Source organism: Pseudomonas sp. NC02 (assembly GCF_002874965.1).
In the GTDB taxonomy this organism is placed as follows: domain Bacteria; phylum Pseudomonadota; class Gammaproteobacteria; order Pseudomonadales; family Pseudomonadaceae; genus Aquipseudomonas.
In genome coordinates, this window is record NZ_CP025624.1 from 4,594,181 (window position 1) to 4,616,837 (window position 22,657).

Consider the following 22,657-nt stretch of genomic DNA (forward strand, 5'->3'; position numbering starts at 1 on the left):
CGAAAAAACCGCGCACATTTTCTAACCATGTTTAATTTCCTTGAAAATCAACAGGTTATTTATTTTTAAAAGCTGGCAAATATTTTGCAATGACATGTATGTACATGTGGAGTCATGTGCAGACTGGAGAGCGAATCGGCCAGTCCCCAAACCTGTATGCGTTCGAGAAAAAAGTCCTAAGCCCACATCAAAACATTGGTAGGAAATAGAAATGACCGCTAAAAAATCGAATTGGTTAGGCTCTGTTGCTGTAGCGACCCTAGTGATGGCAAGTGCTTCCGGACTGCAGGCAAAGGACTGGACGTCCGTGAACATCGCGACCGAGGGCGCGTACGAGCCCTGGAACCTGACATTGCCAGGCGGGAAGATCAGTGGTTTCGAGCCTGAGCTGATGGACTACCTGTGCGCCAAGATGAAGCTGCAGTGCAAGATCACCGTGCAGAACTGGGATGGAATGATTGCCAGTCTCAACGCAGGGAAGTTTGATGTGTTGATGGATGCGATCGTTATCACTGACGACCGTAAGCAGGTCATGGATTTTTCGATTCCCTACGCGCAGACGCCGGCCAACTTTGTCGCGCAGGATGCGGCGTTGCTGCCGGGTAAAACCGGGGCGGCGAATGCGATTACGCTGAGTGCTGATCCGAAGGCGATTCACGATGCGATCGAGCCGTTGCGTCAGGCGCTGAAGGGTAAAACCATCGGGATCGCTTCAGGCATCATTTACACCAAGTTCATTGATGAGAACTTCAAGGACGTGGCGACGATTCGTGAGTACAACACGTCGGCCGATGCGATTCTTGATCTGCAATCGGGCCGTATTGACGCGATTTTTGATGACGTTACGTTCCTTGATTCGATCATGTCCAAGCCTGAGAACAAGGGGCTGGCGTATACCGGGCCGCAGATCAAAGGCCCTATCTGGGGTGATGGCGAGGGCCTGGGTTTTCGCAAGAGCGATCCGGAGTTGAAGGCCAAGTTTGATGCGGCGTTGAAAGAAGCGATTGCTGATGGGACTGTTAAGAAACTCAGCGAAAAATGGTTCAAGGTGGATTTGACGCCTAAGTCCTGAGGCGTTCCTGGTTGGGGTGGGGGCATATCCGTTATTTGGGTGATGGCTGAGATTGGTTCCGCTCTTACAGCGGCTCACTTTTGAACAGCGCAAAAGTAAGCAAAACGCTCTTGCCCCACCACTCGGCTCCTCGCTTAGGCTCGGAGTGCCCTCACTCCGGCTTTGGAGCGTGGGCCGCCGTCATGGGCCATCCCTGGCCCAGGACGGCTAACCCGGCGTCCTGCCGGGTTACCCACGCTCCAAAGCCTGCGTTCGGCCAGCGTGGTTTAACGGGGCGCCTAAGATCAAGATCAAAAGCAGATCAACAGCACAGCGGCCTACCGGCCGGCTTGAGTGTTGTGAAGCAAAGGCACAAGCAAAAATCAAAAGCGGGCACGGTCCACTGTAGGAGCTGGCTTGCCGGCGATGGCATCAACTGGGTGTACCTGATACACCGAGGTGTCTGCATCGCCGGCAAGCCAGCTCCTACAGAAAAGCAGCTCTGCTTTCGCTCTGGATCTTGCCTTTGCTTTTAACACTCCACTACTCCGCACTACGCTGCGTATGACTCGATACAAACTGCCGAAACCGCTCCGTCGGCAACCCCTCAAACAACTCCGCCGGCGTGCCCTGGGCATCAATCAACCCATTGGCCATAAACACCACCCGATTGGACACATGCCGCGCAAACCCCATCTCATGGGTCACCACCAACATGGTCCGCCCTTCCTCGGCCAGCGACCGCATCACCCGCAACACCTCCCCCACCAACTCCGGGTCCAGCGCCGACGTCGGCTCATCAAACAACATTACTTGCGGGTTCATCGCCAACGCCCGGGCAATCGCCACCCGCTGCTGCTGCCCACCCGACAAATGCGCCGGGTAATAATCACGGCGATCATAAAGCCCCACCTTGTGCAGCAGTTGCTCAGCTTCCTCCACACACTCGGCCTTCGAACGCTTGAGCACCCGCATCGGCCCCTCGATGACATTTTGCAAAACCGTCATATGCGACCACAGGTTAAAACTCTGGAACACCATGCCCAGCTTGCTGCGCATGGTCTCCACCTGCCGCGTGCTGCCAGGCAACAACCGACCGTTGCGCTGGCGCTTGAGCTCGATGGTTTCGCCGTCGAGCACAATACTGCCCTCGTCCGGGATTTCCAGCAGGTTGATACAACGCAGGAAAGTGCTCTTGCCCGAACCGCTGGCACCGAGGATGGAAATCACGTCACCTTTGTGAGCCTCCAGCGAAATCCCCTTGAGAACCTGTGCCGAACCGAAAGCCTTGTGAATGTTGTTAACCGTAAGGGCGCTCTGAATCTGAGTACTCATGACAAGCTCCGCTGCAATCAGGAATGAGAAATAGGTTCGGGGGTTTGCTTGACCGGCAGGTCTTTCGGCCGCTCACGCAGATGGGGCGACAGACGATGTTCAATCCAGGCCACCACACGCACCACCAGGAAATTCAGGATCAGGTAGATCAACGCCGCACAAATGAACACTTCCATGGTGCGGTAGGTACGCTGGATGATTTGTTGCGCCACGCCGGTGACGTCCCACACGGTGACCAGGCTGGCCAGCGCGGTGGACTTGACCAGCAAGATGGCCTCGGTGGAATAGGCCGGAAGCGCCTGGCGCAAGGTGACGGGGCCGATCACTCGCCACAGCAGGGTCCAACGCCCCATGCCTACCGCCTGCCCCGCTTCGATCTGCCCTTGAGGCACGCTCAGCAGGCCACCGCGAATGATTTCAGCGGTGTAACCGGCGGTGCACAGCGCCAGGGAGACCACGGCGCAGCCATAAGGCGACCTCAACACCACCCACAGGAAGCTGTCGCGAATCGCCGGGAACTGCCCCAGGCCGTAATAGATCAGGAACATCTGGATCATCAGCGGCGTGCCGCGAAACAGCATGATGTAGAAACGCGCCGGGTAGCTGAGGAATGGCCAGCGGCTGACGCGCATGGACACCACGCCCAGCGACAGCAGCAACCCCAGGGTCAGGGACGAAAAAAACAAGGCCAGGGTGATGGGCAAGGCACCCAGCAACTTGAGCATGGTGTCGGCAAGAAAGGCGAAATCGATCATGGCAAACGGTCCCTTCTCACGACTGTGCAGGATTGCGCCGCTGCGTACGCTGTACGCGCGCTTCGGCAATATTGAAAAGACGGCCCGAAAGTCCGGTCAGAATCAGGTAGCACACGCCGCCGACGATGTAGAACGTGAAGTACTGGCGCGTGGAACCCGCCGCCACCTGGCTGGCGCGCATCAGTTCCACCAGGCCAATCACCGAAATCAGCGCGGAGTCTTTCAGGCTCATTTGCCAGACGTTGCCCAGGCCCGGCAGCGCGTACCGCCAGATCTGCGGGATCAGCACCCGGCGAATCCGCGTTGCGCGGTTCATGCCGATCGCCAGTGCTGCCTCAAGCTCACCCTTGGCCACCGCGATAAAGGCACCGCGATAGACCTCAGCCTGATACGACGCCGAGATCAATCCGACGGCGATGGCCCCCACCATGAACGGCGGGACATCGACATAGCCTTCACCGCCAAACCAGTGATTGACGGCCGTCACCACACTGGCACCGCCGAAATAGAACAGGTAGATCACCAACAGCTCCGGAATCCCCCGGAACAGGATGGAATACGCATCCCCCAGGTATCGCAAGGCACGCTTTTTGGAAAGCTTGGCCATGGCCACCAGGCTGCCGACCAGCGCACCGACCACCAGCGCCGCAAGGGTCAACAACACGGTCATGAGGGCGGCCTTGAGCAAGGCCATCCCCCAACCCGTGTCGCCAAAACTGAGCATCTGCATGAGACTCATCAAGTCACTCCTACCGAAAACACATAAAGCACCGGAACCTTGAAATCCGTCTCAACCTGCCCGACGTCCATGAAGCAAAGGGTGCAACTGCCTGCCTGGTTTACTTGACCATCGGCAGGTTCAAACCCTGCTCCTTGGCGCAATCAATCGCGATCTGGTAGCCCGCATCCGCATGACGCATCACGCCGGTCGCCGGGTCGTTGTGCAGCACGCGCGCGATACGCTCGGCGGCTTCGTCGGTACCGTCGCAGACAATCACCATGCCCGAGTGCTGGGAGAAGCCCATGCCGACGCCGCCGCCGTGATGCAACGAAACCCAGGTCGCGCCGCTGGCGGTGTTGAGCAGGGCGTTGAGCAGTGGCCAGTCGGACACGGCGTCGGAGCCGTCCTGCATCGATTCGGTTTCACGGTTGGGGCTGGCCACCGAGCCGGAGTCCAGGTGGTCGCGGCCGATCACGATGGGTGCCGACAGCTCGCCGCTGCGCACCATTTCGTTGAATGCCAGGCCGAGCTTGGCGCGCTGGCCCAGGCCAACCCAGCAGATACGCGCCGGCAGGCCCTGGAAGCTGATGCGCTCGCGGGCCATGTCCAGCCAGTTGTGCAGGTGCGCGTCGTCCGGGATCAGCTCTTTGACTTTGGCGTCGGTCTTGTAGATGTCTTGCGGGTCGCCCGACAGTGCCGCCCAACGGAACGGGCCGATGCCACGGCAGAACAGCGGACGGATGTAGGCCGGGACGAAACCCGGGAAGTCGAAGGCGTTTTCCACGCCCACTTCTTGCGCCATCTGACGGATGTTGTTGCCGTAGTCGAACGTCGGGATGCCTTGTTTCTGGAACTCGAGCATGGCCTTGACGTGCACAGCCATCGACTGCTTGGCGGCCTTGATCACTTCGGCCGGTTCGGTCTTGGCGCGGGCGCGGTATTCGTCCCAGGTCCAGCCGGCGGGCAGGTAGCCGTTGAGCGGGTCGTGGGCGCTGGTCTGGTCGGTGACCATGTCCGGGCGCACGCCGCGCTTGACCAGTTCCGGAAGGATTTCAGCGGCGTTGCCCAGCAACGCGATGGAGATCGCCTGGCCGGCCTTGGTGTATTTGTCGATGCGCGCCAGGGCGTCGTCAAGGTCGGTGGCTTGTTCGTCGACGTAGCGGCTGCTCAGGCGGAAGTCGATGCTGACCTGCTGGCATTCGATGTTCAGCGAGCAGGCACCGGCCAGGGTCGCGGCCAGTGGCTGGGCGCCGCCCATGCCGCCGAGGCCGGCAGTCAGGACCCAACGGCCCTTGAGGTCATCGTTGTAGTGCTGGCGACCGGCTTCGACGAAGGTTTCGTAGGTGCCCTGCACGATGCCCTGGCTGCCGATGTAGATCCAGCTGCCGGCTGTCATCTGGCCGTACATGGCCAGGCCCTTGGCATCCAGTTCGTTGAAATGCTCCCAGCTCGCCCAGTGCGGTACCAGGTTGGAGTTGGCGATCAGCACGCGCGGGGCGTTGCTGTGGGTCTTGAACACGCCGACGGGTTTGCCGGATTGCACCAGCAGGGTTTCGTCGTCGTTGAGGTTGGTCAGGCTTTCGACGATCTTGTCGTAGCATTCCCAGTTACGTGCCGCACGGCCGATACCGCCGTACACCACCAGTTCTTTCGGATTTTCGGCAACCTGCGGGTCGAGGTTGTTCATCAACATGCGCAGCGGCGCTTCAGTCAGCCAGCTTTTGGCGGTCAGCGTGTTGCCGCGTGCGGCACGGATTTCAACGTCACGGTATTGGGTAGGCTTGGTCACAAAAAAATCCTCAACGATCAATGCGCGAACATTGATGGGTGCGAAGAGGATGTTCATGGACTCTTACGCACACATCTTTACTTGTACATACAAGCATATGCAAGGTTGTTGCCAACTCCACGCGTCGTTGAACAGAGAGGCCTGTAAGGCGCTGAAACACCTGAGTTGCGCGGCCAGCCCTCCGCGAACCCATCGCGCGAATCAACCTTGGCGAGGAACTTGCGCACGGTATTGAGGCACAAAGTAACAATCTGCCAGAAGCTGGTGCGCGCACGAGTAACATCCCACGGCATTGACCAGCGCGCGTGCACCTGTGGTCACAACCCGTTACTGTCGACCCTGGAAGATCCGGCCCGCGGCGAAAACACGCACTCAAGGCTTTTGAGATTTTCGTGCCAAACCACGGTTTTTCGTACCCAGCCCAGAAATTTGAGAGAAAATGCAAACCCAGCACACGGTCCGTTGTCATTTGCCCCATGCGTAAACTTCTTGGCTTCACCCTCATCATGGCCCTGGTCGCCGCCGTTTCCGCCTATCTGGTCTGGACCCAGGAGCGCCCCGTGGGCCATTACCTGTCCGACCTGCGGATCAACCTGGCCGTCGACCAGGGCGTGCCCGCCGACCGCGGCAACCTGCTGGGCATCCAGCCGGAACTGTTCCCCGCCGACTACCAGAGCCTGGAACGCCTGCACCTCAAGCTGGCGGCCTACCTGCAAAACGCCCGTGACCAGGGCCTGATCAACGACAAGACCATCGTGGTACTGCCGGAACATATCGGCACCTGGCTGATGGTCAGCGGCGAAAAGAACGAGCTGTACCAGGCCACCAACCTCAAGGAAGCGATGAACTGGTTGTCGGCGAGCAACCCGCTGCTGTTCCTGCGGGCCTTGATCAGCGCCAAGGGTGACGACCGTATCGACGACGCCTACCTGCGTATGAAGGCCCCGGCCATGGCCCGCGACTATCAAGTGCTGTTCGGTGGCCTGGCCAAGGAATTCGGCGTGACCCTGGTGGCCGGCTCCATTGCCCTGCCCAACCCGAGCGTCAGCCAGGGCCAGCTGCAGATCGGCCATGGCGCGCTGTACAACACCAGTGTGGTCTTCGACCGCGATGGCTTGCCGCTGGGCCAGCCGCAACGCCAGCTGTATCCGATTTTTGACGAGCGCGGCTTTATTGAGCCGGGCGATGAAAACAGCGTCAGCGTGGTCGATACCCCGGCCGGGCGCCTGGGCATCCTGATCGGCAGCGACAGCTGGTACCCGGACAACTACCGCAAGCTCAACGAGCAAGGCGCCCAGTTGGTGGCGGTGCCGGCCTTCGTGATTGGCCGCGAGACCTGGGACAAGCCGTGGCGCGGCTTCAAAAGCGTGTCGACGCCAGCCGAGATCAGCCTCAAGCCCGAAGAGCTCAGCGAAGGCGAAGCCTGGCACCGCCTGACCCTGATCAGCCAGCAACCCATCAGCCAGGCCACCGCCGGCATGAGCGTGTTCCTGCGCGGGCAGTTCTTTGACATGGGCAGCGCCGGGCAAAGCTTCCTCAGCAGCAACGGCCAGGTGTTCGCCGACGGCAATGCCCGTGGCGCGCGCCTGCTGAACGTGTGGCTGTAACTCAATGAAGCCGGTGCGGCTTGGGGATTTGTCGGTGGGCTTCGTCCACACCTTGGCCGATGCGATCCACAGCCATGGCCTGGACCCGCAACCGTTGCTGCTGCAATACGGCCTTGACCCGGCACGCCTGGCCGAGGCGGGTGCACGCTTGTCGATCCCGCGCTATATGCGCCTGGGCTTTGCGGCCATCCAGTTGACCGGCGACGCCAGCCTGGGCCTGCGCATGGGCCAGCTCAGCCGCCTGAGCCAGGCCGGGCTCGCCGGGGTCACCGCCGCCCAGGCGCCCACCGTGCGCGAAGCCGCCCGTACCCTGACGCGCTTCGAAGCCTTGTACGGCTCCAACTATCGCGGCCAGTCGAGCTTTCACGAGGACACGGATGGCGCCTGGTTGCGCTTCTATTCCATCAGCCCCTACAACGCCTACAACCGCTTTGTGGTGGATTCGATCATCGCCGGGTGGCTGCATCAGTTGTCGAGCCTGAGCCTGCAACCGGTGCAGGCGCAACGCATCGAAATCGAATTCGAAGCACCGGACTACAGCGAGCGCTACAGCGTGCTGGGGGACTGCCCGATCCAGTTTGGCGCCGAGCACAACCAACTGCGCCTGAGCCAGAAAACCCTGGCCCTGCGCAACCCGGAACACTGCCCGAGTACCTGGCAATTACTGGTGCAGTTGTGTGAACGGGAACTGGAGCAGTTGACGCGCACCCGCAGCCTGCGCGAGCGCATTACCCGCTTGCTCGGGCCGATGCTCAATGGTGGCCGGGAACCCGACCTGGAAGAAGTGGCGTCACGCTTGAAACTGCCGACCTGGACCCTGCGGCGCAAGCTGGCGGAAGAAGGGACTCAGTTCCGGGCGATTCTCAACGACACTCGCCGCGACCTGGCCATGACCTACATTCGCGATACCGAACTGGCGTTCGGTGAAATTGCCTATTTGCTCGGTTTTGCTTCAGCGGAAGCCTTTCAACGGGCGTTCAAGCGCTGGAACAGCCAGACCCCAGGGGAATTTCGCCGCAGTCAGCGGCATTCCGCCTGACGTCTGTCTTACAGCTCGGTGGCATCATCGGCCGGATCCAGCGGATCCAGTTCAAAGGCGTGGTACTCGAGCAATTCTTCCTGGTAATCGTCCATGGTTGACTCCTTGTTTTATGAAAAGGGGTTGCTTAGTGACCTGCACAACCAGCCTAAAGTGCCGTCATGACGAAAAAATGTCCGTGGCATGACGTTCCTGCACTTCAGGATTAAACGTAGCAGGATTGCCTTGATTTAGCCGGATGAATTTTAGATGCAACTGCAATCATTGCAATTGCAATCGTAAGCCGAATTCCTTTAGGGTATGGGCACCCGTTGCCAAGCGACCCTGCTCATGACTGCCAGCACCGAACGCTCTGCCCTGATCTGCATCGACGCCCTGAATGCAACGCAGCAGCCCCGCTGCTCGCCCCTGTATAGCGTGATGACCATGGCCAACACCCTGGAGTCCAGCCGGCAGGCGTGGGTGATTCGCGGCCAGTCGCGCTCACGCCGAGTGGTGAGCTGGCCCACCTGGTTCGCGCGCAATACCGGGGAAAAACCCATGCTGTACCTGCACACGGCCGCGTCATCGGCGCAGTTGCGTGCGCTGTCCGGCGAGACCCGTCAGCGGGGCATCCTGTGCAACGACAATGCAACCCAGCCCTCCCCTTCACTGCCCTTATGGCTGGCCAGCAATCCTCACTGCACACCTTATGACCCGGCCTCCGGCGAGGAAGCCCGGGCGATTGTGCTGGCGGGTTTGCAGGCGCTGTATGTCGACGGCGAGCCGGGGTTCTACTACCTGGCACTGCACGATCAACACGAAGGGCCAGGGCTGAGCCCGCAGGATAGTGAGCATGCGCTCAGGGGCATGTACCGGGTCTGGCGCTCATACACCAGTGAATTGAGGGTGCGGTTGCTGGGTGCGGGTCGAGCGTTTGAAGAAGTCGTGCACGCCGCGCAGTTGCTCGAGACGGATTGGAACGTCGAGGCGCAACTGTGGAGTTGCCCCAGCTATACACGGCTGGCCCGCGAAGCGGATGCAGCGCAACGCTGGAACCGCCTGCACCCGTTGGCACCGAAGCGCAGTTGTCATCTAAGGGATTGCCTGGCTGGGGATGGCGCGCCGGTGGTCGCAGTCACCGGGTATCCGCAGCCTATCGTCGATCAATTGGCGGGGCATGTGGATGCGCGTTTTGTAGCATTGGGTGCGGGCTCCGTGGAAACGTCAGCACCCAGTCGATATTGGGTAGCGGTGCTGGCATTGAAGGCGTTGGCGGATGACGGCTGGATCGAAGCAGAACAGGTGGAGAACGCCCTGAATCGATATCACCTGAAATGACGATCTGCAATCCATCGCAGATCAAATGTGGGAGCGGGCTTGCTCGCGAAGACGGTGTACCTGTTGATATTACTGTTGCTGACACACCGCTTTCGCGAGCAAGCCCGCTCCCACACGGAATCCGCGTCGCCTGGAGTCTTTGCTTCAGGTCTTACGTCGCCCGCGGGTCTGCACGCCCGCCTCCATCGCCAGCCCCGCGGTACGTTCCAATGCCTCGGCAAAAACCCGGCGTTGCTCGCTGTCGAGCTGCGACAAAAACAATTCATCCACGCTGCTTTCGTAGATTTTCCACATCTTTTTACGCAATACCCGGCCCGCGTCGGTGATCGAGACAAAGGCAGCACGCCCGTCACCGTCGGAGCGCGAACGCACCACCAGGCCGTCCTTTTCCAGGCGGTCGACCAGGCGCGTCAGGTTGTAGCGTTCGATGGCCAGCACATCGGCCAATTCGTGCATGCGCCGGGTGCCATCGGGGCCACTTTCCAGGCCCCACAAAGCGTCGTACCAGGCATACGGCGGCAGACCGGCATCGGCCAGGCGCCGTTCGATTTCACGGATGACCGTCCTGTGGGCCCGAACAAAACGGAACCAGACATCAGGCTCTTTCGACGACATGCAACACCATCCGGGGAATTTCAAGAAGGTTGCAATAGTAGCTCATCCCGCGCTAGATTCAGCCATGTAGTTGCAATTGCAACTACATTCGCAAAGCTCCCACAAGGAGCCCACACGCTGAAACCCGTCCACCCTGGAGCCTGACATGACCCCGAACACTGCAGTACGCCTCGACGACGATCCACAGGAAACCCGCGAATGGCTGGAGTCCATCGAATCGGTGCTGTCCACCGAAGGCCGCCCGCGCGCGCATTACCTGATTGATCAGTTGCTGGATTTCGACGTGGCGCGGCATGGCGACTTCTACGGGCGGGTGACCACCCCGTACGTCAACACCATCCCGGTAGACCGCCAGTTGCCCTACCCCGGCAACCTGGCCACCGAGCGCCGGCTGAATGCGTTTATTCGCTGGAACGCCATGGCCATGGTGCTGCGCGCGGGCAAACATTCCGGCGTGGGCGGGCATATCGCAACCTATGCGTCGGCTGCGGTGCTGTATGACGTAGGCTTCGACCATTTCTTCCGTGGCCGAACTGAAAGCTTCGATGGCGACCTGGTGTACATCCAGGGCCACTCCGCGCCGGGCATTTACGGGCGGGCGTACCTCGAAGGCCGGATCAGCGAAGCCCAGCTGGACAACTTCCGCCGGGAAGCCGGTGGCGACGGTTTGTCATCCTATCCGCACCCTCGCCTGATGCCGGACTTCTGGCAGTTTCCTACGGTTTCCATGGGCCTCGGACCGATTACCGCCGCGTATCAGGCGCGCTTCATGCGCTACCTGGAGTTCCGCGACCTCAAGCAGCACCAGGGCCGCAAGGTGTGGGCGTTCCTCGGTGATGGCGAGATGGATCAGCCGGAATCCCTGGCGGCCATTTCCCTGGCCGGGCGCGAGAAACTCGACAACCTGATCTTCGTGGTCAACTGCAACCTGCAACGCCTCGATGGCCCGGTTCGCGGCAATGCCAAGGTGATCCAGGAATTCGAAAGCCTGTACCGCGCCGCCGGCTGGAACGTGATCAAGGTAATCTGGGCCGGCGGTTGGGATGCGCTGCTGGAAAAGGATAAAAGCGGCTTGCTGCGCCAGCGCATGATGGAGTGCGTGGACGGCGACTATCAAAACTACAAATCACAAAACGGCGCCTACGTGCGGGAACACTTCTTCGGCAAATACCCGGAGTTGCTGGCGCTGGTGGCAGACATGTCCGACGACGACATCTGGAAACTCTCACGGGGCGGCCATGACCCGGACAAGGTCTACAACGCCTATGCCGCCGCCGTGCGTCACAGCGGCCAGCCGACGGTGATCCTGGCGAAAACCGTCAAGGGCTTCGGCATGGGCGAGGCCGGCGAAGGCCAGAACATCAACCACCAGCTGAAAAAGATGGGCGCTGAAGCCGTCAAAGCCTTCCGCGATCGCTTCGGGCTGGAAGTGGCCGACGACCAACTGGCTGAAATCCCGTATCTCAAACCGGCCGCCGACAGCGAAGAGGCCCGCTATTTCGCCGCCCGCCGCCAGTCACTGGGTGGCTACGTGCCGGCTCGCCATAGCGCGGTCGAGTCGCTGAAGATCCCGGAACTGGATGCCTTCGCCACCCAGCTCAAGGACACCGGCGAGCGCGCGATCTCCACCACCATGGCCTTTGTGCGCATCCTCGGCACCCTGCTCAAGGACCCGAACCTGGGCAAACTGATCGTGCCCATCGTGCCGGACGAGTCCCGCACCTTTGGCATGGAAAGCCTGTTCCGCCAGATCGGCATTCACTCCGCTGTCGGCCAGCTCTACACCCCACAGGATGCGGGCCAGCTGTCCTACTACAAAGAGAGCAAGGACGGACAGATCATGCAGGAAGGCCTGAATGAATCCGGCGCCATTTCCTCGTGGATCGCAGCGAGTACGTCCTACGCCAACCACGGCTTGATGACCGTGCCGTTCTACATTTTCTATTCGATGTTCGGCTTCCAGCGGGTTGGCGACCTGGCCTGGGCCGCGGGCGATGCACGGGCGCGGGGCTTCCTGCTGGGGGCGACGGCCGGGCGCACCACGCTGATGGGCGAAGGCCTGCAGCATGACGATGGCCACAGCCATGTGCTGTCGTCGGTGATCCCGTGCTGCATTTCCTACGATCCGACGTTTGCCTTCGAGCTGGCGGTGATCATTCGCGAAGGCATGCGCCGGATGTACGTCGAGCAAGAGGACATCTACTACTACATCACCCTGCTCAACGAAAACTACCCGCACCCGGCGATGCCCGAAGGCGTCGAGGACGGGATTCTCAAGGGCATGTATCGGTTGAAGGCGGCTGAAGACACCAAGCAACCACGGGTACAGCTGATGGGCAGCGGTTCGATCCTGCGGGAAGTCATCGCCGCCGCGGACCTGCTGCGCGATGATTTTGCCGTGGCCAGCGATGTGTGGAGTGTCACCAGCCTGACCGAGCTGCGCCGGGAAGGTCATGCCGTGGAGCGCTGGAACCTGCTGCATCCTGAAAGCGAACCGCGTACCAGCTATGTCGAGCAGTGCCTTGAGGGCCAGCCTGGGCCCGTGGTGGTCGCCACCGACTACATGAAAATCTTTGCCGATCAGATTCGCCCGTTTGTACCGGGCCGGCGCTTTGTGGCGCTGGGCACCGATGGCTTCGGGCAATCGGATACCCGCGAAACCTTGCGCCAGTTCTTCGAGGTGGACCGGTATTTCATTGCCCTGGCGGCCTTGAAGGCGCTGGCGGATGACGGCCTGATCAGCCGCGCCAGGGTGGCGGAGGCGATCAGCCGCTACGGGATCAACGTCGACAAGGCCAACCCCGTAGCGGTGTAGTTACTGCGCAGGCGTCGGCAGAGGCGGAATCGCTTCGGTCGGCGCCGGCAGCGCAGGAGTGGTGGCCTCTGGCGCAGGTGCCGGGGCTTCCTTTGGTGCAATCGGCGCAGGTTCCGCCGGTGGTACCACCGGCTCCGATGCCGCTGGCACTACCGCCGGCGTCACTGGGGCTGCCGGTGTGGCCGGCGCTTCTTTTGGCACTTCTTTCGGCGCTTCAACCTTATCGGCCTTATCGGCCGCCGGAGCTGCCTTAGGTTCCGGGATGCCCAGGTCAGCCTTGGGCTTCTCTGGAATATGCGCTGCCTTTTTCACTTCCTGGGGCAGGAAAACGTCCACCAGGGCGAAATAACGCTCATAAAACTTCGGCGCAGACACCGTCTCGCTGGCCACCTTGACCATGGAGTCGTCGGTGGAGCCAATCGGCATCGACACCGAACCCAACACACCCACACCGAGGCTGGCGGAGTTGTTGACCTTCTTCAAGGCGTAGCGATCCTGCAAGGCGTTGGCGAACATCGTCGAGTGATGATTGCCGCTGCCATCGTCGGCACACACCACGTTGAAGCTGATCTGCAGGTGAGTTTCGCCGGTCTGCTGGAAGCTCTTGTTACCCGCCACCAGCTTTGGATCGCTGCTGGTGATGATGTAACCCTGGCTCAACAGCGCACGCCGCGCCGCTTCGCAGGCCGCCGTGTCACTGACCGGGTAATCACGGGAAAACGTGCCGGAGTCGTCGAAGTTCTCATGTTCATAAATAGCGGTCTTGGGTGACGAGCAGCCCGCAGCGCCCGCCAGCACCAGCGCCAACCCGAGGCTACGCAAGTGAAATGATGTCGACATCGAAAATCCTGAGGAAAACAGTCAGGGCGGTATTGTGCAACAGAACGTGGCCTCGGCGCGCGAATTCCTGTCGGTAAAACGTCACAGCCTTACGGGACGGTGTCCGCAGGAAAAAGCCGCTCGCCCATATGGTCGATAAACACGCGCAATTTCGCCGAGGCATGGCGACTTGATGGCCAGAGCATCCAGAAGCTGCCGCTGTGCTCCAGGTAATAGTCCAGCACCCGTTGCAGCCGGCCCTGCTCCACCGATTCGCGGACCATGAAGTCTGGCAGGCAGGCAATCCCCAGGCCTTCATGGGCCACGTGCATCAGTGATTCGATGGTGGTGGAGACCAGCGGCGCACGCAGGGTCGGCTCCGGCAGGCCCGGCTCCGGGCGCAGTGGCCAGGTTTCCAGTTTGCCGGTGGCGCAGAATTTGTGGCGCAGGCAGGCGTGGTCGCTCAAATCCCGGGGCTGGCGCGGCGTACCGTGCAGGCGCAGGTACTCCGGGGACGCCACCAGCACCAGGCGGTAATACCCGAGGTGGCGCGCCATCAAGCGTGAGTCCTCGGGTTTGCCGGTGCGGATCACCGCGTCGAAACCCTCCTCGATCACATCCACCATGCGGTCGGAGAAGTCCACGTCCAACTCGATCTCGGGATAGGCGCGCATGAAATCCGTCAGTACCGGCATCAACAAGCCGCGCACTTGCGGCAGGCTGACGCGCAACTTGCCTCTGGGGGTGGCGGATGCCAGGCTCAGTTCCTGTTCTGCGGCTTCGACTTCCGCCAGGATGCGCCGGGAGCGTTCGAGAAACAGCGCGCCCTCGCTGGTCAACGTGATACTGCGGGTGCTGCGATGGAACAGCCGCACCCCCAGGCGCTCTTCGATGCGCGCGATGCTTTTGCCAATCGCCGAGGACGACACCCCCAGCATGCGCCCGGCCTCGGTAAAGCTGCGGGTTTCGGCCACCTGCACAAACACTGAAATACTGCCCAGGCTGTCCATCGTCTCGCTCCCGAGGATTGCGGACATTGGCGTCCGATAAGTTCGGAACCTTAGCCTGTTTTTCTCCACCGTGCAGCACCCTACTCTGGCTCCCTGCCCTTTCGTCTGAAAACCGGAGCCAAGAAACATGAGCGACAGCGCCCTATCTTCCACGACCCCCACGGTGAGCCGTGAACGACTGCCTCTGGGCGGTCTGTTGGCATTGGCTACCGCCGGTTTCATCACTATCCTCACCGAAGCCATGCCGGCGGGCTTGCTCCCGCAAATGGGCGCCGGCCTCGGGGTGCCCGAAGCGTTGGTGGGCCAGTTGGTGACCCTGTACGCCCTGGGCTCGCTGTTGGCCGCGATTCCCCTGACCATCGCCACCCGGGGCTGGCGCCGGCGGCCATTGCTGATGATTGCCATCGGCGGGTTTGCCTTGGTCAACAGTGTGACGGCGTTTTCCAGCGATTACCTGCTGACCCTGGTGGCCAGGTTCTTCGCCGGGGTGTTCGCGGGATTGCTCTGGGCGCTGCTGGCCGGTTATGCCAGCCGCATGGTTGCGCCGCACCTGCAAGGCAGGGCCATTGCCGTGGCCATGCTCGGCGCGCCATTGGCGCTGTCACTGGGTGTACCGGCCGGGACATTCCTGGGCACCACGGTTGGCTGGCGCCTGAGCTTCGCGATCATGTCCGGCCTGACGGTTGTGCTGCTGGCCTGGGTGCGCTGGCAGGTCCCGGACTTTGCCGGGCAACAGGCGGAAAAACGCCTGGGGCTGCGCCAGGTGCTGGCACTGCCAGGGATTCGTCCGGTGCTGTTTGTGACTTTCACCTACGTACTGGCTCATAACATTCTCTACACCTATATCGCGCCGTTCCTGGTACCTGCCGGGATTGCAGCGGACATCGACCAGGTGCTGCTGGTGTTTGGCCTGGCGGCGCTGCTGGGTATCTGGATCGTCGGCGCGCTGATTGATCAGCGGCTGCGCGCCTTATTGGTAATCAGCTGCGCAATGTTCGCGCTGTCGGCCCTGGCGCTGGCGTTCTGGATCACCTCGGCGACGGTGATCTACACCACGGTGGCGTTATGGGGGCTGGCGTTTGGCGGTTTGCCGGCATTGCTGCAAACGGCGCTCGCCAAGTCGGCCGGGGATTCAGCCGATGCCGCGCAGTCGATGCTGGTGACGGTGTGGAACCTGGGCATCGCCGGTGGCGGACTACTCGGCGGCATGTTGTTGCAAGGGTGGGGAGTGACATCGTTTCCATGGGCGGTCGCCGCGTTGGTCGTACTGGCGCTGATCGCGACGCTGCGTTTAACCGATGTTTAAACGAAACGTGACGTGATGTTTCTTAACTCTTATGATCGCACCGGGTGCGCTGCTGCATACGGCACAGCGCAGGTTAAAGTATAAGCATTGGTCGGGCCGCCAATGGAGACTTGTCGTGCCTGATAAACACCCTGCTATTCCGCGCCCCCAGGTTCTGGTCGAAGGCGCCCTGTCCGCATTGGAGCGGTTTTCAAGGATCGAAGCAGTCAGCGGTATCGTGTTGCTGCTGGCAGCGATCGTCGCGCTGGTCTGGGCCAACAGCCCCGTCGCAGATTCCTACGAACACTTCTGGAACACCCCACTCACTATCGGGCTGGGAGACTTCACGGTCTCACGCTCGTTGCACTTCCTGGTGAACGATGGGCTGATGACCATCTTCTTCCTGGTGGTGGGCGCCGAGATTCGCCAGGAGATCAGGGACGGCGCACTCGCCAACCTGAAACTGGCCACCCTGCCCCTCGGCGCTGCGCTGGGTGGCGTGCTGATGCCGGCACTGATTTACACCCTGCTCAACCATGGCACCGTAGCGGCCAGTGGCTGGGCAGTGCCCACTGCCACCGACATTGCATTTGCCGTGGGTGTGCTGGCGCTGTTGGGTAAATCCATCCCCGCCGGCGTGCGCATCCTGTTGCTGGCTTTGGCGATCATTGATGACATCGTCGCCATCCTGATCATCGCGATTTTCTATACCGCCAGCCTGGACTACATGGGCCTGGTGATCGCGGCCTGTGGGTTGGCGTTGGTGCTGGTTTTTCAGCGGATGGGCATTGGCAAGGCCGTTGTGTACCTGTTGCCAGGGGCGATTGTCTGGTTTGGCCTGCTCAAGACCGGCGTCCATCCGACCCTCGCGGGCGTAATGCTTGGCCTGATAACGCCCGTGACTTCCAGACCGACTCGGGAACGCCCTCTGGACACCATCGGGCGCACGTTCAACGAGCTGATGGAGCGGCTTTCACAATCGGCTGAAAGTGCCCATCAAGTCGCCAAACCGTTGAAGCAATTGAGACAGGCCCAGCGGGAAATGCTGCCGCCGGTGCAACGTATTCAAGCGGGCTTGCACCCCTGGGTGGCCTTTGGCGTCATGCCACTGTTTGCCCTGGCCAACGCCGGAGTGAGCCTGCAAGGGTTCAACCTGGACGATCCACTACCCCACGGCGTGTTCATGGGCGTGATACTGGCGCTGGTGCTCGGCAAGCCGCTCGGTGTGATGCTGGCGAGCGTGGTGCTGGTCAAACTGAACATCTGCCAATTGCCGGAGGGCGTGACCTGGAACGGCGTCGCCCTGGTGGGCCTGCTGGCGGGAATTGGTTTCACCATGTCGATTTTCATCTCGTCGCTGGCCTTCTCCGATCCGACGCTGCTGTCGGCTGCCAAGCTCAGTGTGCTGAGCGCTTCGACCCTGGCGGCTGTGATTGGCCTGAGTTGGGGCAAGCTCAAGTTTGCGCGTTGAATCAAGACTGGTTGAGTCAGCTGATTAGTGGATAAAAAAAGACCCCGGCCTCTTCAGGCCGGGGTCTTTTTATTCAGGCTGTTACGAGATCAGAACTTCTTGATCTCAGCCTTGGTTTCCAACTGCTTGCGATAGGCGGCGAAGTCTTGCTGGCCGACACGGGACGCGAGGAAGCGGCGGTACTGAGCCTTCTCGTCATCGGTCGGTGCAGCGGCTTCATTGACCGCGTTCAAGCGCACGATCACCAGGCTACCGTCTGGCAGTGTCACGCTGGTGAAGGTCGGCTTGTCCTTGGCCGCAGGCTTTGGCATGCGGAACAGGGCTTGCAGCACGGCTGGCTCGACGCCTTCCTGGCCACGGGTGGCCGCTTCGGTGACTTTCCAGGCCTGGCCATCCACCGGCTCGTTCAGCGGGGTCTTGCCATCACGCAGGTTGGCAATCAGCTCGTCCGCGTGAGTCTTCGCCGCAGCGCTCGCGCGCTCCTTGGTCAACTGGGCACGGATGGCAGTGGCAACGCTTTCCAGCGGCAGCTGGGTAGGCTTCAGGTGCTCTTTGGCACGCAGTACCACGATGGTTTCCGGGTCCAGTTCGATGGCGGTGCTGTTGGCACCCTCATCCAGTACTTCAGGGCTGAATGCAGCGGTCACCACGGCACGGTTGGCAGCGATGCCTTCGCCACCTTCACGGCCAAACGGCGCGGAGGTGTGCACGGTCAGCTTCAGATCCGACGCCGGCTGGGCCAGGTCGGAAGCTTCGAATGCAGCGTCTTCCAGTTGCTTGGTCGCGTCGACGAAACGCTGTTCAACCTGCTGGGTCTTGAGCTCGCGGGTCAGCTTGTCTTTCAGGCTGGCGAACGATGGCACTTCAGGTGCTTCAACGCCCAACAGCTTGATCAGGTGCCAGCCGAAGCTGGAACGCACCGGTGCCGAGACCTGGTCCTTGTTCAGTGCATACAGCGCTGTTTCGAAGGCAGGGTCGTAGACGCCAGGGCCAGCGAAACCGAGGTCACCGCCGTTGTTCGCAGAACCCGGATCCTGGGAGAACTCCTTGGCCAGGGCTTCGAACTTCTCGCCCTTGGCCAGGCGCGCCTGGATTTCTTCGATCTTGGCCTTGGCCTGCTCGTCGGTGGTCTTGTCGTTGACTTCAATCAGGATGTGCGCCGCGCGACGCTGTTCAGCGAGGTTGGCGGTTTCTTTCTGATAGAGGGCTTGCAGCTCATCGTCCTTGACCGCGACCTGGTCGAAGAAGGAAGCCTTCTTCAGCTCCAGATAGTCGATGACCACCTGGTCCGGGGTCATGAACTCCTTGGCGTGCTGGTCGTAGTAAGCCTTGACCTCGTCGTCAGTGATCTTCACTGCTGCAGGGTCGGCCTTGACGCTGACGGTGGCAAAATCGCGGGTCTGTTTTTCCAGACGGGCGAACGCGAGCACTTCGGCATCAGTCACAAAACCGCTGCCGGCAATGCCTGCACGAACCTGGCCGATCAGCATTTCCTGGCTCAGCATCTGACGGAATTGCATACGGCTGTAGCCCAGCTGACGGATCACCTGGTCGAAACGCTCAGCGTTGAACTCGCCATCCACCTGGAATTCCGGCGTCTGCAGGATCACTTGATCCAGCGCAGCTTCGGAGAAAGCGAATTTCGAATCGGCCGCGCCTTGCAGCAGCAGCTTGCGATCGATCAGGCCCTTGAGGGCGGCGTCGCGCAGCAGCTTTTCGTCCAGCAAGGAAGCATCGAAGTCCTTGCCCAGCTGTTGCATCAGCTGGCGACGTTGCATGTCGACGGCCTGGCCCAGTTCGCTTTGGGTGATTTCTTCACCGTTGACCTTGGCCACGTCCTGCTTGTTGTTGGTCGAAGCCTGAAAAATAGCCTCGATACCGGTGAACGCCATCAATGCGACGATGATCCCGATAATGGTCTTGGCAATCCAGCCTTGTGAATTGTCCCTGATATTCTGCAGCATGCGTCCCCCAGAAACGGTTGAACTTCAAAATTAGGCAACCGTGGAGCGTGGGTAGAGTCCGGATAGAAGAAAGGCGCATCCGAGGATGCGCCTTCTCGTAACTGGCGGAGCGGACGGGGGTTTGAACCCACACCCCCGGCGTGGCGACCCGATGGATACTCGGGTCAGCTGCCGCTCCGCTGCCAGGTCAGACCTGCGTCCGACCCGGATGGGTAAGGCTTGAGCGAAGCTTAGTTAACGGCTTCTTTCAGGGCTTTACCGGCTTTGAAACCTGGTTTTTTGGCAGCGGCGATTTGCAGAGCCTTGCCAGTCTGTGGGTTACGGCCAGTGCGAGCTGGACGATCGGTCACAGAGAAAGTACCGAAACCAACCAGTACCACAGAGTCGCCGGCCTTGAGAGCGCCAGTGACGGATTCGATTACTGCGTCCAGCGCACGGCCAGCAGCGGCTTTCGGGATATCAGCAGATGCAGCGATAGCATCAATCAGTTCCGACTTGTTCACTCTAAGTCCCCTTATATCTATTGAGTATGATTCTAAGTTTTTTGGTGAAAGCAAAAACCAGTGCTGAATGGCCTACAGACACTTAAGAGCCGCTTTATAACAAGGGCTCTAAAAAGCTGTCAAGGAAGCCCCCAGGCTTAAACGTATTAATGCGTGCTAATTCTTTCCTTAGAGTCAGTCTCGCGTTTTTCATCCTTTGCAACTATCTCAGGAGCCACATCCGGCAAGGGCTCCGGCGCGTATTGCAGCGCAATTTGCAGGACCTCGTCAATCCATTTAACCGGTTTAATCTGCAGATCCTGCTTGATGTTGTCAGGAATCTCCTTCAAGTCGCGAACATTCTCTTCAGGAATGATCACGGTCTTGATACCACCGCGGTGTGCAGCCAGCAATTTCTCTTTGAGGCCACCAATGGCCAGTACCTGGCCACGCAGGGTGATTTCCCCGGTCATGGCGACATCGGCGCGCACCGGAATGCCGGTCAGGGCTGATACCAGTGCCGTGCACATGCCTACGCCTGCGCTAGGACCGTCTTTCGGCGTTGCCCCTTCCGGCATGTGGATGTGGGTGTCGTGCTTCTCGTGGAAGTCCAGGGGGATCCCCAGGCTCTTGGCGCGGCTGCGCACCACGGTCTGCGCGGCGGTGATGGATTCAACCATCACGTCACCCAGGGAACCGGTCTTGATCAGTTGCCCTTTGCCCGGGATCACGGCGGCCTCGATGGTCAGCAATTCGCCGCCCACCTGGGTCCACGCCAGGCCAGTGACCTGGCCTACCTGGTCCTGCTGCTCAGCCAGGCCGTAGCGGAATTTGCGCACGCCCAGGAAGTGTTCCAGCAGGTCAGCGGTGACCTTCACCGAGAAGCGTTTTTCCAGCGCATGTTCCTTCACGGCCTTGCGGCAGATCTTCGCCAGTTGACGCTCAAGGCCCCGTACACCGGCCTCGCGGGTGTAGAAACGAATGATGTCGCGGATCGCGTCGGCATCAAATTCGATCTCGCCTTTTTTCAGGCCGTTGGCCGCAATCTGCTTGGGCGAGAGGTATTTGACGGCGATGTTGATCTTCTCGTCTTCGGTGTAACCCGGCAGACGAATCACCTCCATCCGGTCCAGCAAGGCTGGCGGAATATTCATCGAGTTGGAGGTGCACAGGAACATTACGTCGGACAGGTCGTAGTCCACTTCCAGGTAATGGTCGTTGAAATTGTGGTTCTGCTCGGGGTCGAGCACTTCCAGCAAAGCAGACGCCGGGTCGCCACGCATGTCGCTGCCCATCTTGTCGATTTCATCGAGCAGGAACAGCGGGTTGCGCACACCCACCTTTGTCATCTTTTGAATCAATCTTCCTGGCATCGAACCGATGTAAGTCCGGCGATGACCACGGATTTCCGCTTCATCACGCACACCGCCCAGGGCCATGCGCACGAATTTGCGGTTGGTGGCGTGGGCAATCGACTCCGCCAGCGAGGTTTTACCCACACCAGGAGGACCGACCAGGCACAACACCGGACCACGAATCTTCTTCACGCGCTTTTGCACGGCGAGGTATTCGAGGATGCGTTCCTTGACTTCCTCGAGGCCGTAGTGATCGGCATCGAGAATATCTTCGGCGCGGGCCAGGTCCAGGCGCACTTTGGTCTGGGCCTTCCACGGCACCTGCACCAGCCAGTCGATATACGAACGAACCACGGTGGCTTCGGCCGACATCGGCGACATTTGCTTGAGCTTGTTCAGCTCGGCAGTGGCCTTGGTCAACGCGTCTTTCGGCAGGCCGGCGGCATCGATGCGCTTTTTCAGCTCCTCGATTTCGTTGTGGCCTTCCTCGCTGTCGCCCAGCTCTTTCTGAATGGCCTTCATCTGCTCATTCAGGTAGTACTCGCGCTGGCTGCGCTCCATTTGCTTTTTGACACGGCCGCGAATGCGCTTCTCAACCTGCAGCAGGTCGATTTCGGCATCCAGCAGCGCCAGGACGTGTTCGACCCGGGCCGACAAATCGATGATCTCGAGAATGTCCTGCTTCTGCTCGATTTTCAGCGCCATGTGCGCGGCCATGGTGTCGACCAGGCGGCTTGGCTCATCAATGCTGTTGAGGGAAGAGAGGACTTCTGCGGGGACTTTCTTGCCCAGTTGCACGTATTGCTCGAACTGGGACAGCAGGCTGCGAACGAACACTTCGGATTCGCGCTCAGGGGCGTCGACTTCGTCGATCAGCGCCACTTCGGCACGCAGGTGGCCGTCCACTTCCATGAAGCGCTCGACCGCACCGCGCTGCTCGCCTTCCACCAGCACCTTGACGGTGCCATCAGGCAGCTTGAGCAGTTGCAGGACAGTTGCAACGGTACCAACGCGATACAGGGCATCTTCGCCCGGATCATCGTCAGCAGGATTTCTCTGGGCCAGCAGCAGGATCTGCTTGTCGCCCGTCATCGCGGCCTCGAGGGCTTCGATAGACTTCTCGCGCCCCACGAACAGCGGGATAACCATGTGCGGATAGACGACGACATCACGCAACGGCAGGAGAGGCAATTCGATGGTTGTCTTCATGATTTCGCCTCTATG

Annotated in this window: 17 protein-coding genes; 7 read left to right on the forward strand and 10 right to left on the reverse strand. The window is 60.4% G+C overall.

Annotated elements, in window-relative coordinates; genetic code table 11:
• Positions 1–307 precede the first annotated feature (307 nt).
• Positions 308–1,072, forward strand: a complete 765-nt coding sequence (locus C0058_RS21555; protein WP_003212408.1) for a transporter substrate-binding domain-containing protein — start codon at positions 308–310, stop codon at positions 1,070–1,072.
• Between the two features lie 522 nt (positions 1,073–1,594).
• Here C0058_RS21555 and C0058_RS21565 read toward each other — a convergent pair.
• From C0058_RS21565 to hutU, 4 genes are all read right to left on the reverse strand, one after another.
• Positions 1,595–2,386, reverse strand: a complete 792-nt coding sequence (locus C0058_RS21565) for an ABC transporter ATP-binding protein (RefSeq protein WP_102369534.1) — start codon at positions 2,384–2,386, stop codon at positions 1,595–1,597.
• A 17-nt stretch (positions 2,387–2,403) separates the two neighbouring features.
• Complete coding sequence (locus tag C0058_RS21570) at positions 2,404–3,141, reverse strand: ABC transporter permease (protein ID WP_102369535.1); 738 nt, start codon at positions 3,139–3,141, stop codon at positions 2,404–2,406.
• 16 nt (positions 3,142–3,157) lie between these two features.
• The gene (locus tag C0058_RS21575; protein ID WP_003220032.1) at positions 3,158–3,880 is read right to left on the reverse strand and encodes an ABC transporter permease; all 723 of its coding nucleotides are present in this window, start codon (positions 3,878–3,880) and stop codon (positions 3,158–3,160) included.
• Between the two features lie 100 nt (positions 3,881–3,980).
• Positions 3,981–5,651 carry a urocanate hydratase gene (gene hutU / locus C0058_RS21580; RefSeq protein WP_008431964.1) on the reverse strand — a complete coding sequence of 557 codons (1,671 nt, stop codon included), beginning with the start codon at positions 5,649–5,651 and terminating at the stop codon, positions 3,981–3,983.
• A 476-nt stretch (positions 5,652–6,127) separates the two neighbouring features.
• Here hutU and C0058_RS21585 point away from each other — a divergent pair, with 476 nt between their 5' ends.
• The 3 genes from C0058_RS21585 (at position 6,128) to C0058_RS21595 (ending at position 9,617) form a co-directional block, all read left to right on the forward strand.
• Positions 6,128–7,258 carry a carbon-nitrogen hydrolase family protein gene (locus C0058_RS21585; protein WP_003207875.1) on the forward strand — a complete coding sequence of 377 codons (1,131 nt, stop codon included), beginning with the start codon at positions 6,128–6,130 and terminating at the stop codon, positions 7,256–7,258.
• Between the two features lie 4 nt (positions 7,259–7,262).
• A complete protein-coding gene (locus tag C0058_RS21590) occupies positions 7,263–8,297 on the forward strand; it encodes an AraC family transcriptional regulator (protein ID WP_008431962.1) in 1,035 nt (344 codons plus the stop codon).
• A 300-nt stretch (positions 8,298–8,597) separates the two neighbouring features.
• Complete coding sequence (locus tag C0058_RS21595) at positions 8,598–9,617, forward strand: pyruvate dehydrogenase (protein WP_102369536.1); 1,020 nt, start codon at positions 8,598–8,600, stop codon at positions 9,615–9,617.
• Between the two features lie 144 nt (positions 9,618–9,761).
• On the opposite strand, the gene C0058_RS21600 is transcribed toward C0058_RS21595, so the two are convergent.
• The gene (locus C0058_RS21600; RefSeq protein WP_003207868.1) at positions 9,762–10,232 is read right to left on the reverse strand and encodes a MarR family winged helix-turn-helix transcriptional regulator; all 471 of its coding nucleotides are present in this window, start codon (positions 10,230–10,232) and stop codon (positions 9,762–9,764) included.
• 145 nt (positions 10,233–10,377) lie between these two features.
• On the opposite strand from C0058_RS21600, the gene aceE reads away from it, so the two are divergent.
• Positions 10,378–13,047 carry a pyruvate dehydrogenase (acetyl-transferring), homodimeric type gene (aceE, locus tag C0058_RS21605; protein WP_102369537.1) on the forward strand — a complete coding sequence of 890 codons (2,670 nt, stop codon included), beginning with the start codon at positions 10,378–10,380 and terminating at the stop codon, positions 13,045–13,047.
• Here the strand turns inward: aceE and C0058_RS21610 are convergent, their stop codons facing one another.
• Both C0058_RS21610 and C0058_RS21615 read right to left on the reverse strand, forming a co-directional pair.
• Positions 13,048–13,887 (reverse strand): DUF2242 domain-containing protein, encoded by an 840-nt coding sequence (locus tag C0058_RS21610; RefSeq protein ID WP_003207865.1) that lies wholly within the window; start codon positions 13,885–13,887, stop codon positions 13,048–13,050.
• An 89-nt stretch (positions 13,888–13,976) separates the two neighbouring features.
• Entirely contained in the window at positions 13,977–14,876 is a 900-nt protein-coding gene (locus tag C0058_RS21615; RefSeq protein ID WP_102369538.1) for a LysR family transcriptional regulator, read from the reverse strand.
• A 127-nt stretch (positions 14,877–15,003) separates the two neighbouring features.
• Between C0058_RS21615 and C0058_RS21620 the strand changes: the two genes are divergently transcribed.
• A complete protein-coding gene (locus C0058_RS21620) occupies positions 15,004–16,182 on the forward strand; it encodes an MFS transporter (RefSeq protein WP_102369539.1) in 1,179 nt (392 codons plus the stop codon).
• Between the two features lie 115 nt (positions 16,183–16,297).
• On the forward strand, positions 16,298–17,632 hold the full coding sequence (gene nhaA / locus C0058_RS21625) for a Na+/H+ antiporter NhaA (RefSeq protein ID WP_087693206.1): 1,335 nt from the start codon (positions 16,298–16,300) through the stop codon (positions 17,630–17,632).
• An 89-nt stretch (positions 17,633–17,721) separates the two neighbouring features.
• On the opposite strand, the gene C0058_RS21630 is transcribed toward nhaA, so the two are convergent.
• The 3 genes from C0058_RS21630 to lon all read right to left on the reverse strand — a co-directional run bounded on the left by C0058_RS21630 (position 17,722) and on the right by lon (position 22,642).
• A complete protein-coding gene (locus tag C0058_RS21630; RefSeq protein ID WP_102369540.1) occupies positions 17,722–19,596 on the reverse strand; it encodes a SurA N-terminal domain-containing protein in 1,875 nt (624 codons plus the stop codon).
• Between the two features lie 230 nt (positions 19,597–19,826).
• The gene (locus C0058_RS21635) at positions 19,827–20,099 is read right to left on the reverse strand and encodes an HU family DNA-binding protein (RefSeq protein ID WP_003174819.1); all 273 of its coding nucleotides are present in this window, start codon (positions 20,097–20,099) and stop codon (positions 19,827–19,829) included.
• A 146-nt stretch (positions 20,100–20,245) separates the two neighbouring features.
• Entirely contained in the window at positions 20,246–22,642 is a 2,397-nt protein-coding gene (gene lon, locus C0058_RS21640) for an endopeptidase La (RefSeq protein WP_003207858.1), read from the reverse strand.
• Positions 22,643–22,657: the final 15 nt, after the last annotated feature.

Coding starts and splice junctions, on each gene's coding strand:
- C0058_RS21595 (WP_102369536.1), top strand. CDS start 8,598: ATGGGCACCCGTTGCCAAGCGACCCTGCTCATGACTGCCAGCACCGAA.
- C0058_RS21615 (WP_102369538.1), bottom strand. CDS start 14,876: ATGGACAGCCTGGGCAGTATTTCAGTGTTTGTGCAGGTGGCCGAAACC.
- C0058_RS21620 (WP_102369539.1), top strand. CDS start 15,004: ATGAGCGACAGCGCCCTATCTTCCACGACCCCCACGGTGAGCCGTGAA.
- C0058_RS21575 (WP_003220032.1), bottom strand. CDS start 3,880: ATGAGTCTCATGCAGATGCTCAGTTTTGGCGACACGGGTTGGGGGATG.
- C0058_RS21565 (WP_102369534.1), bottom strand. CDS start 2,386: ATGAGTACTCAGATTCAGAGCGCCCTTACGGTTAACAACATTCACAAG.
- C0058_RS21585 (WP_003207875.1), top strand. CDS start 6,128: ATGCGTAAACTTCTTGGCTTCACCCTCATCATGGCCCTGGTCGCCGCC.
- C0058_RS21630 (WP_102369540.1), bottom strand. CDS start 19,596: ATGCTGCAGAATATCAGGGACAATTCACAAGGCTGGATTGCCAAGACC.
- C0058_RS21610 (WP_003207865.1), bottom strand. CDS start 13,887: ATGTCGACATCATTTCACTTGCGTAGCCTCGGGTTGGCGCTGGTGCTG.
- C0058_RS21590 (WP_008431962.1), top strand. CDS start 7,263: ATGAAGCCGGTGCGGCTTGGGGATTTGTCGGTGGGCTTCGTCCACACC.
- C0058_RS21600 (WP_003207868.1), bottom strand. CDS start 10,232: ATGTCGTCGAAAGAGCCTGATGTCTGGTTCCGTTTTGTTCGGGCCCAC.
- aceE (WP_102369537.1), top strand. CDS start 10,378: ATGACCCCGAACACTGCAGTACGCCTCGACGACGATCCACAGGAAACC.
- lon (WP_003207858.1), bottom strand. CDS start 22,642: ATGAAGACAACCATCGAATTGCCTCTCCTGCCGTTGCGTGATGTCGTC.
- C0058_RS21570 (WP_102369535.1), bottom strand. CDS start 3,141: ATGATCGATTTCGCCTTTCTTGCCGACACCATGCTCAAGTTGCTGGGT.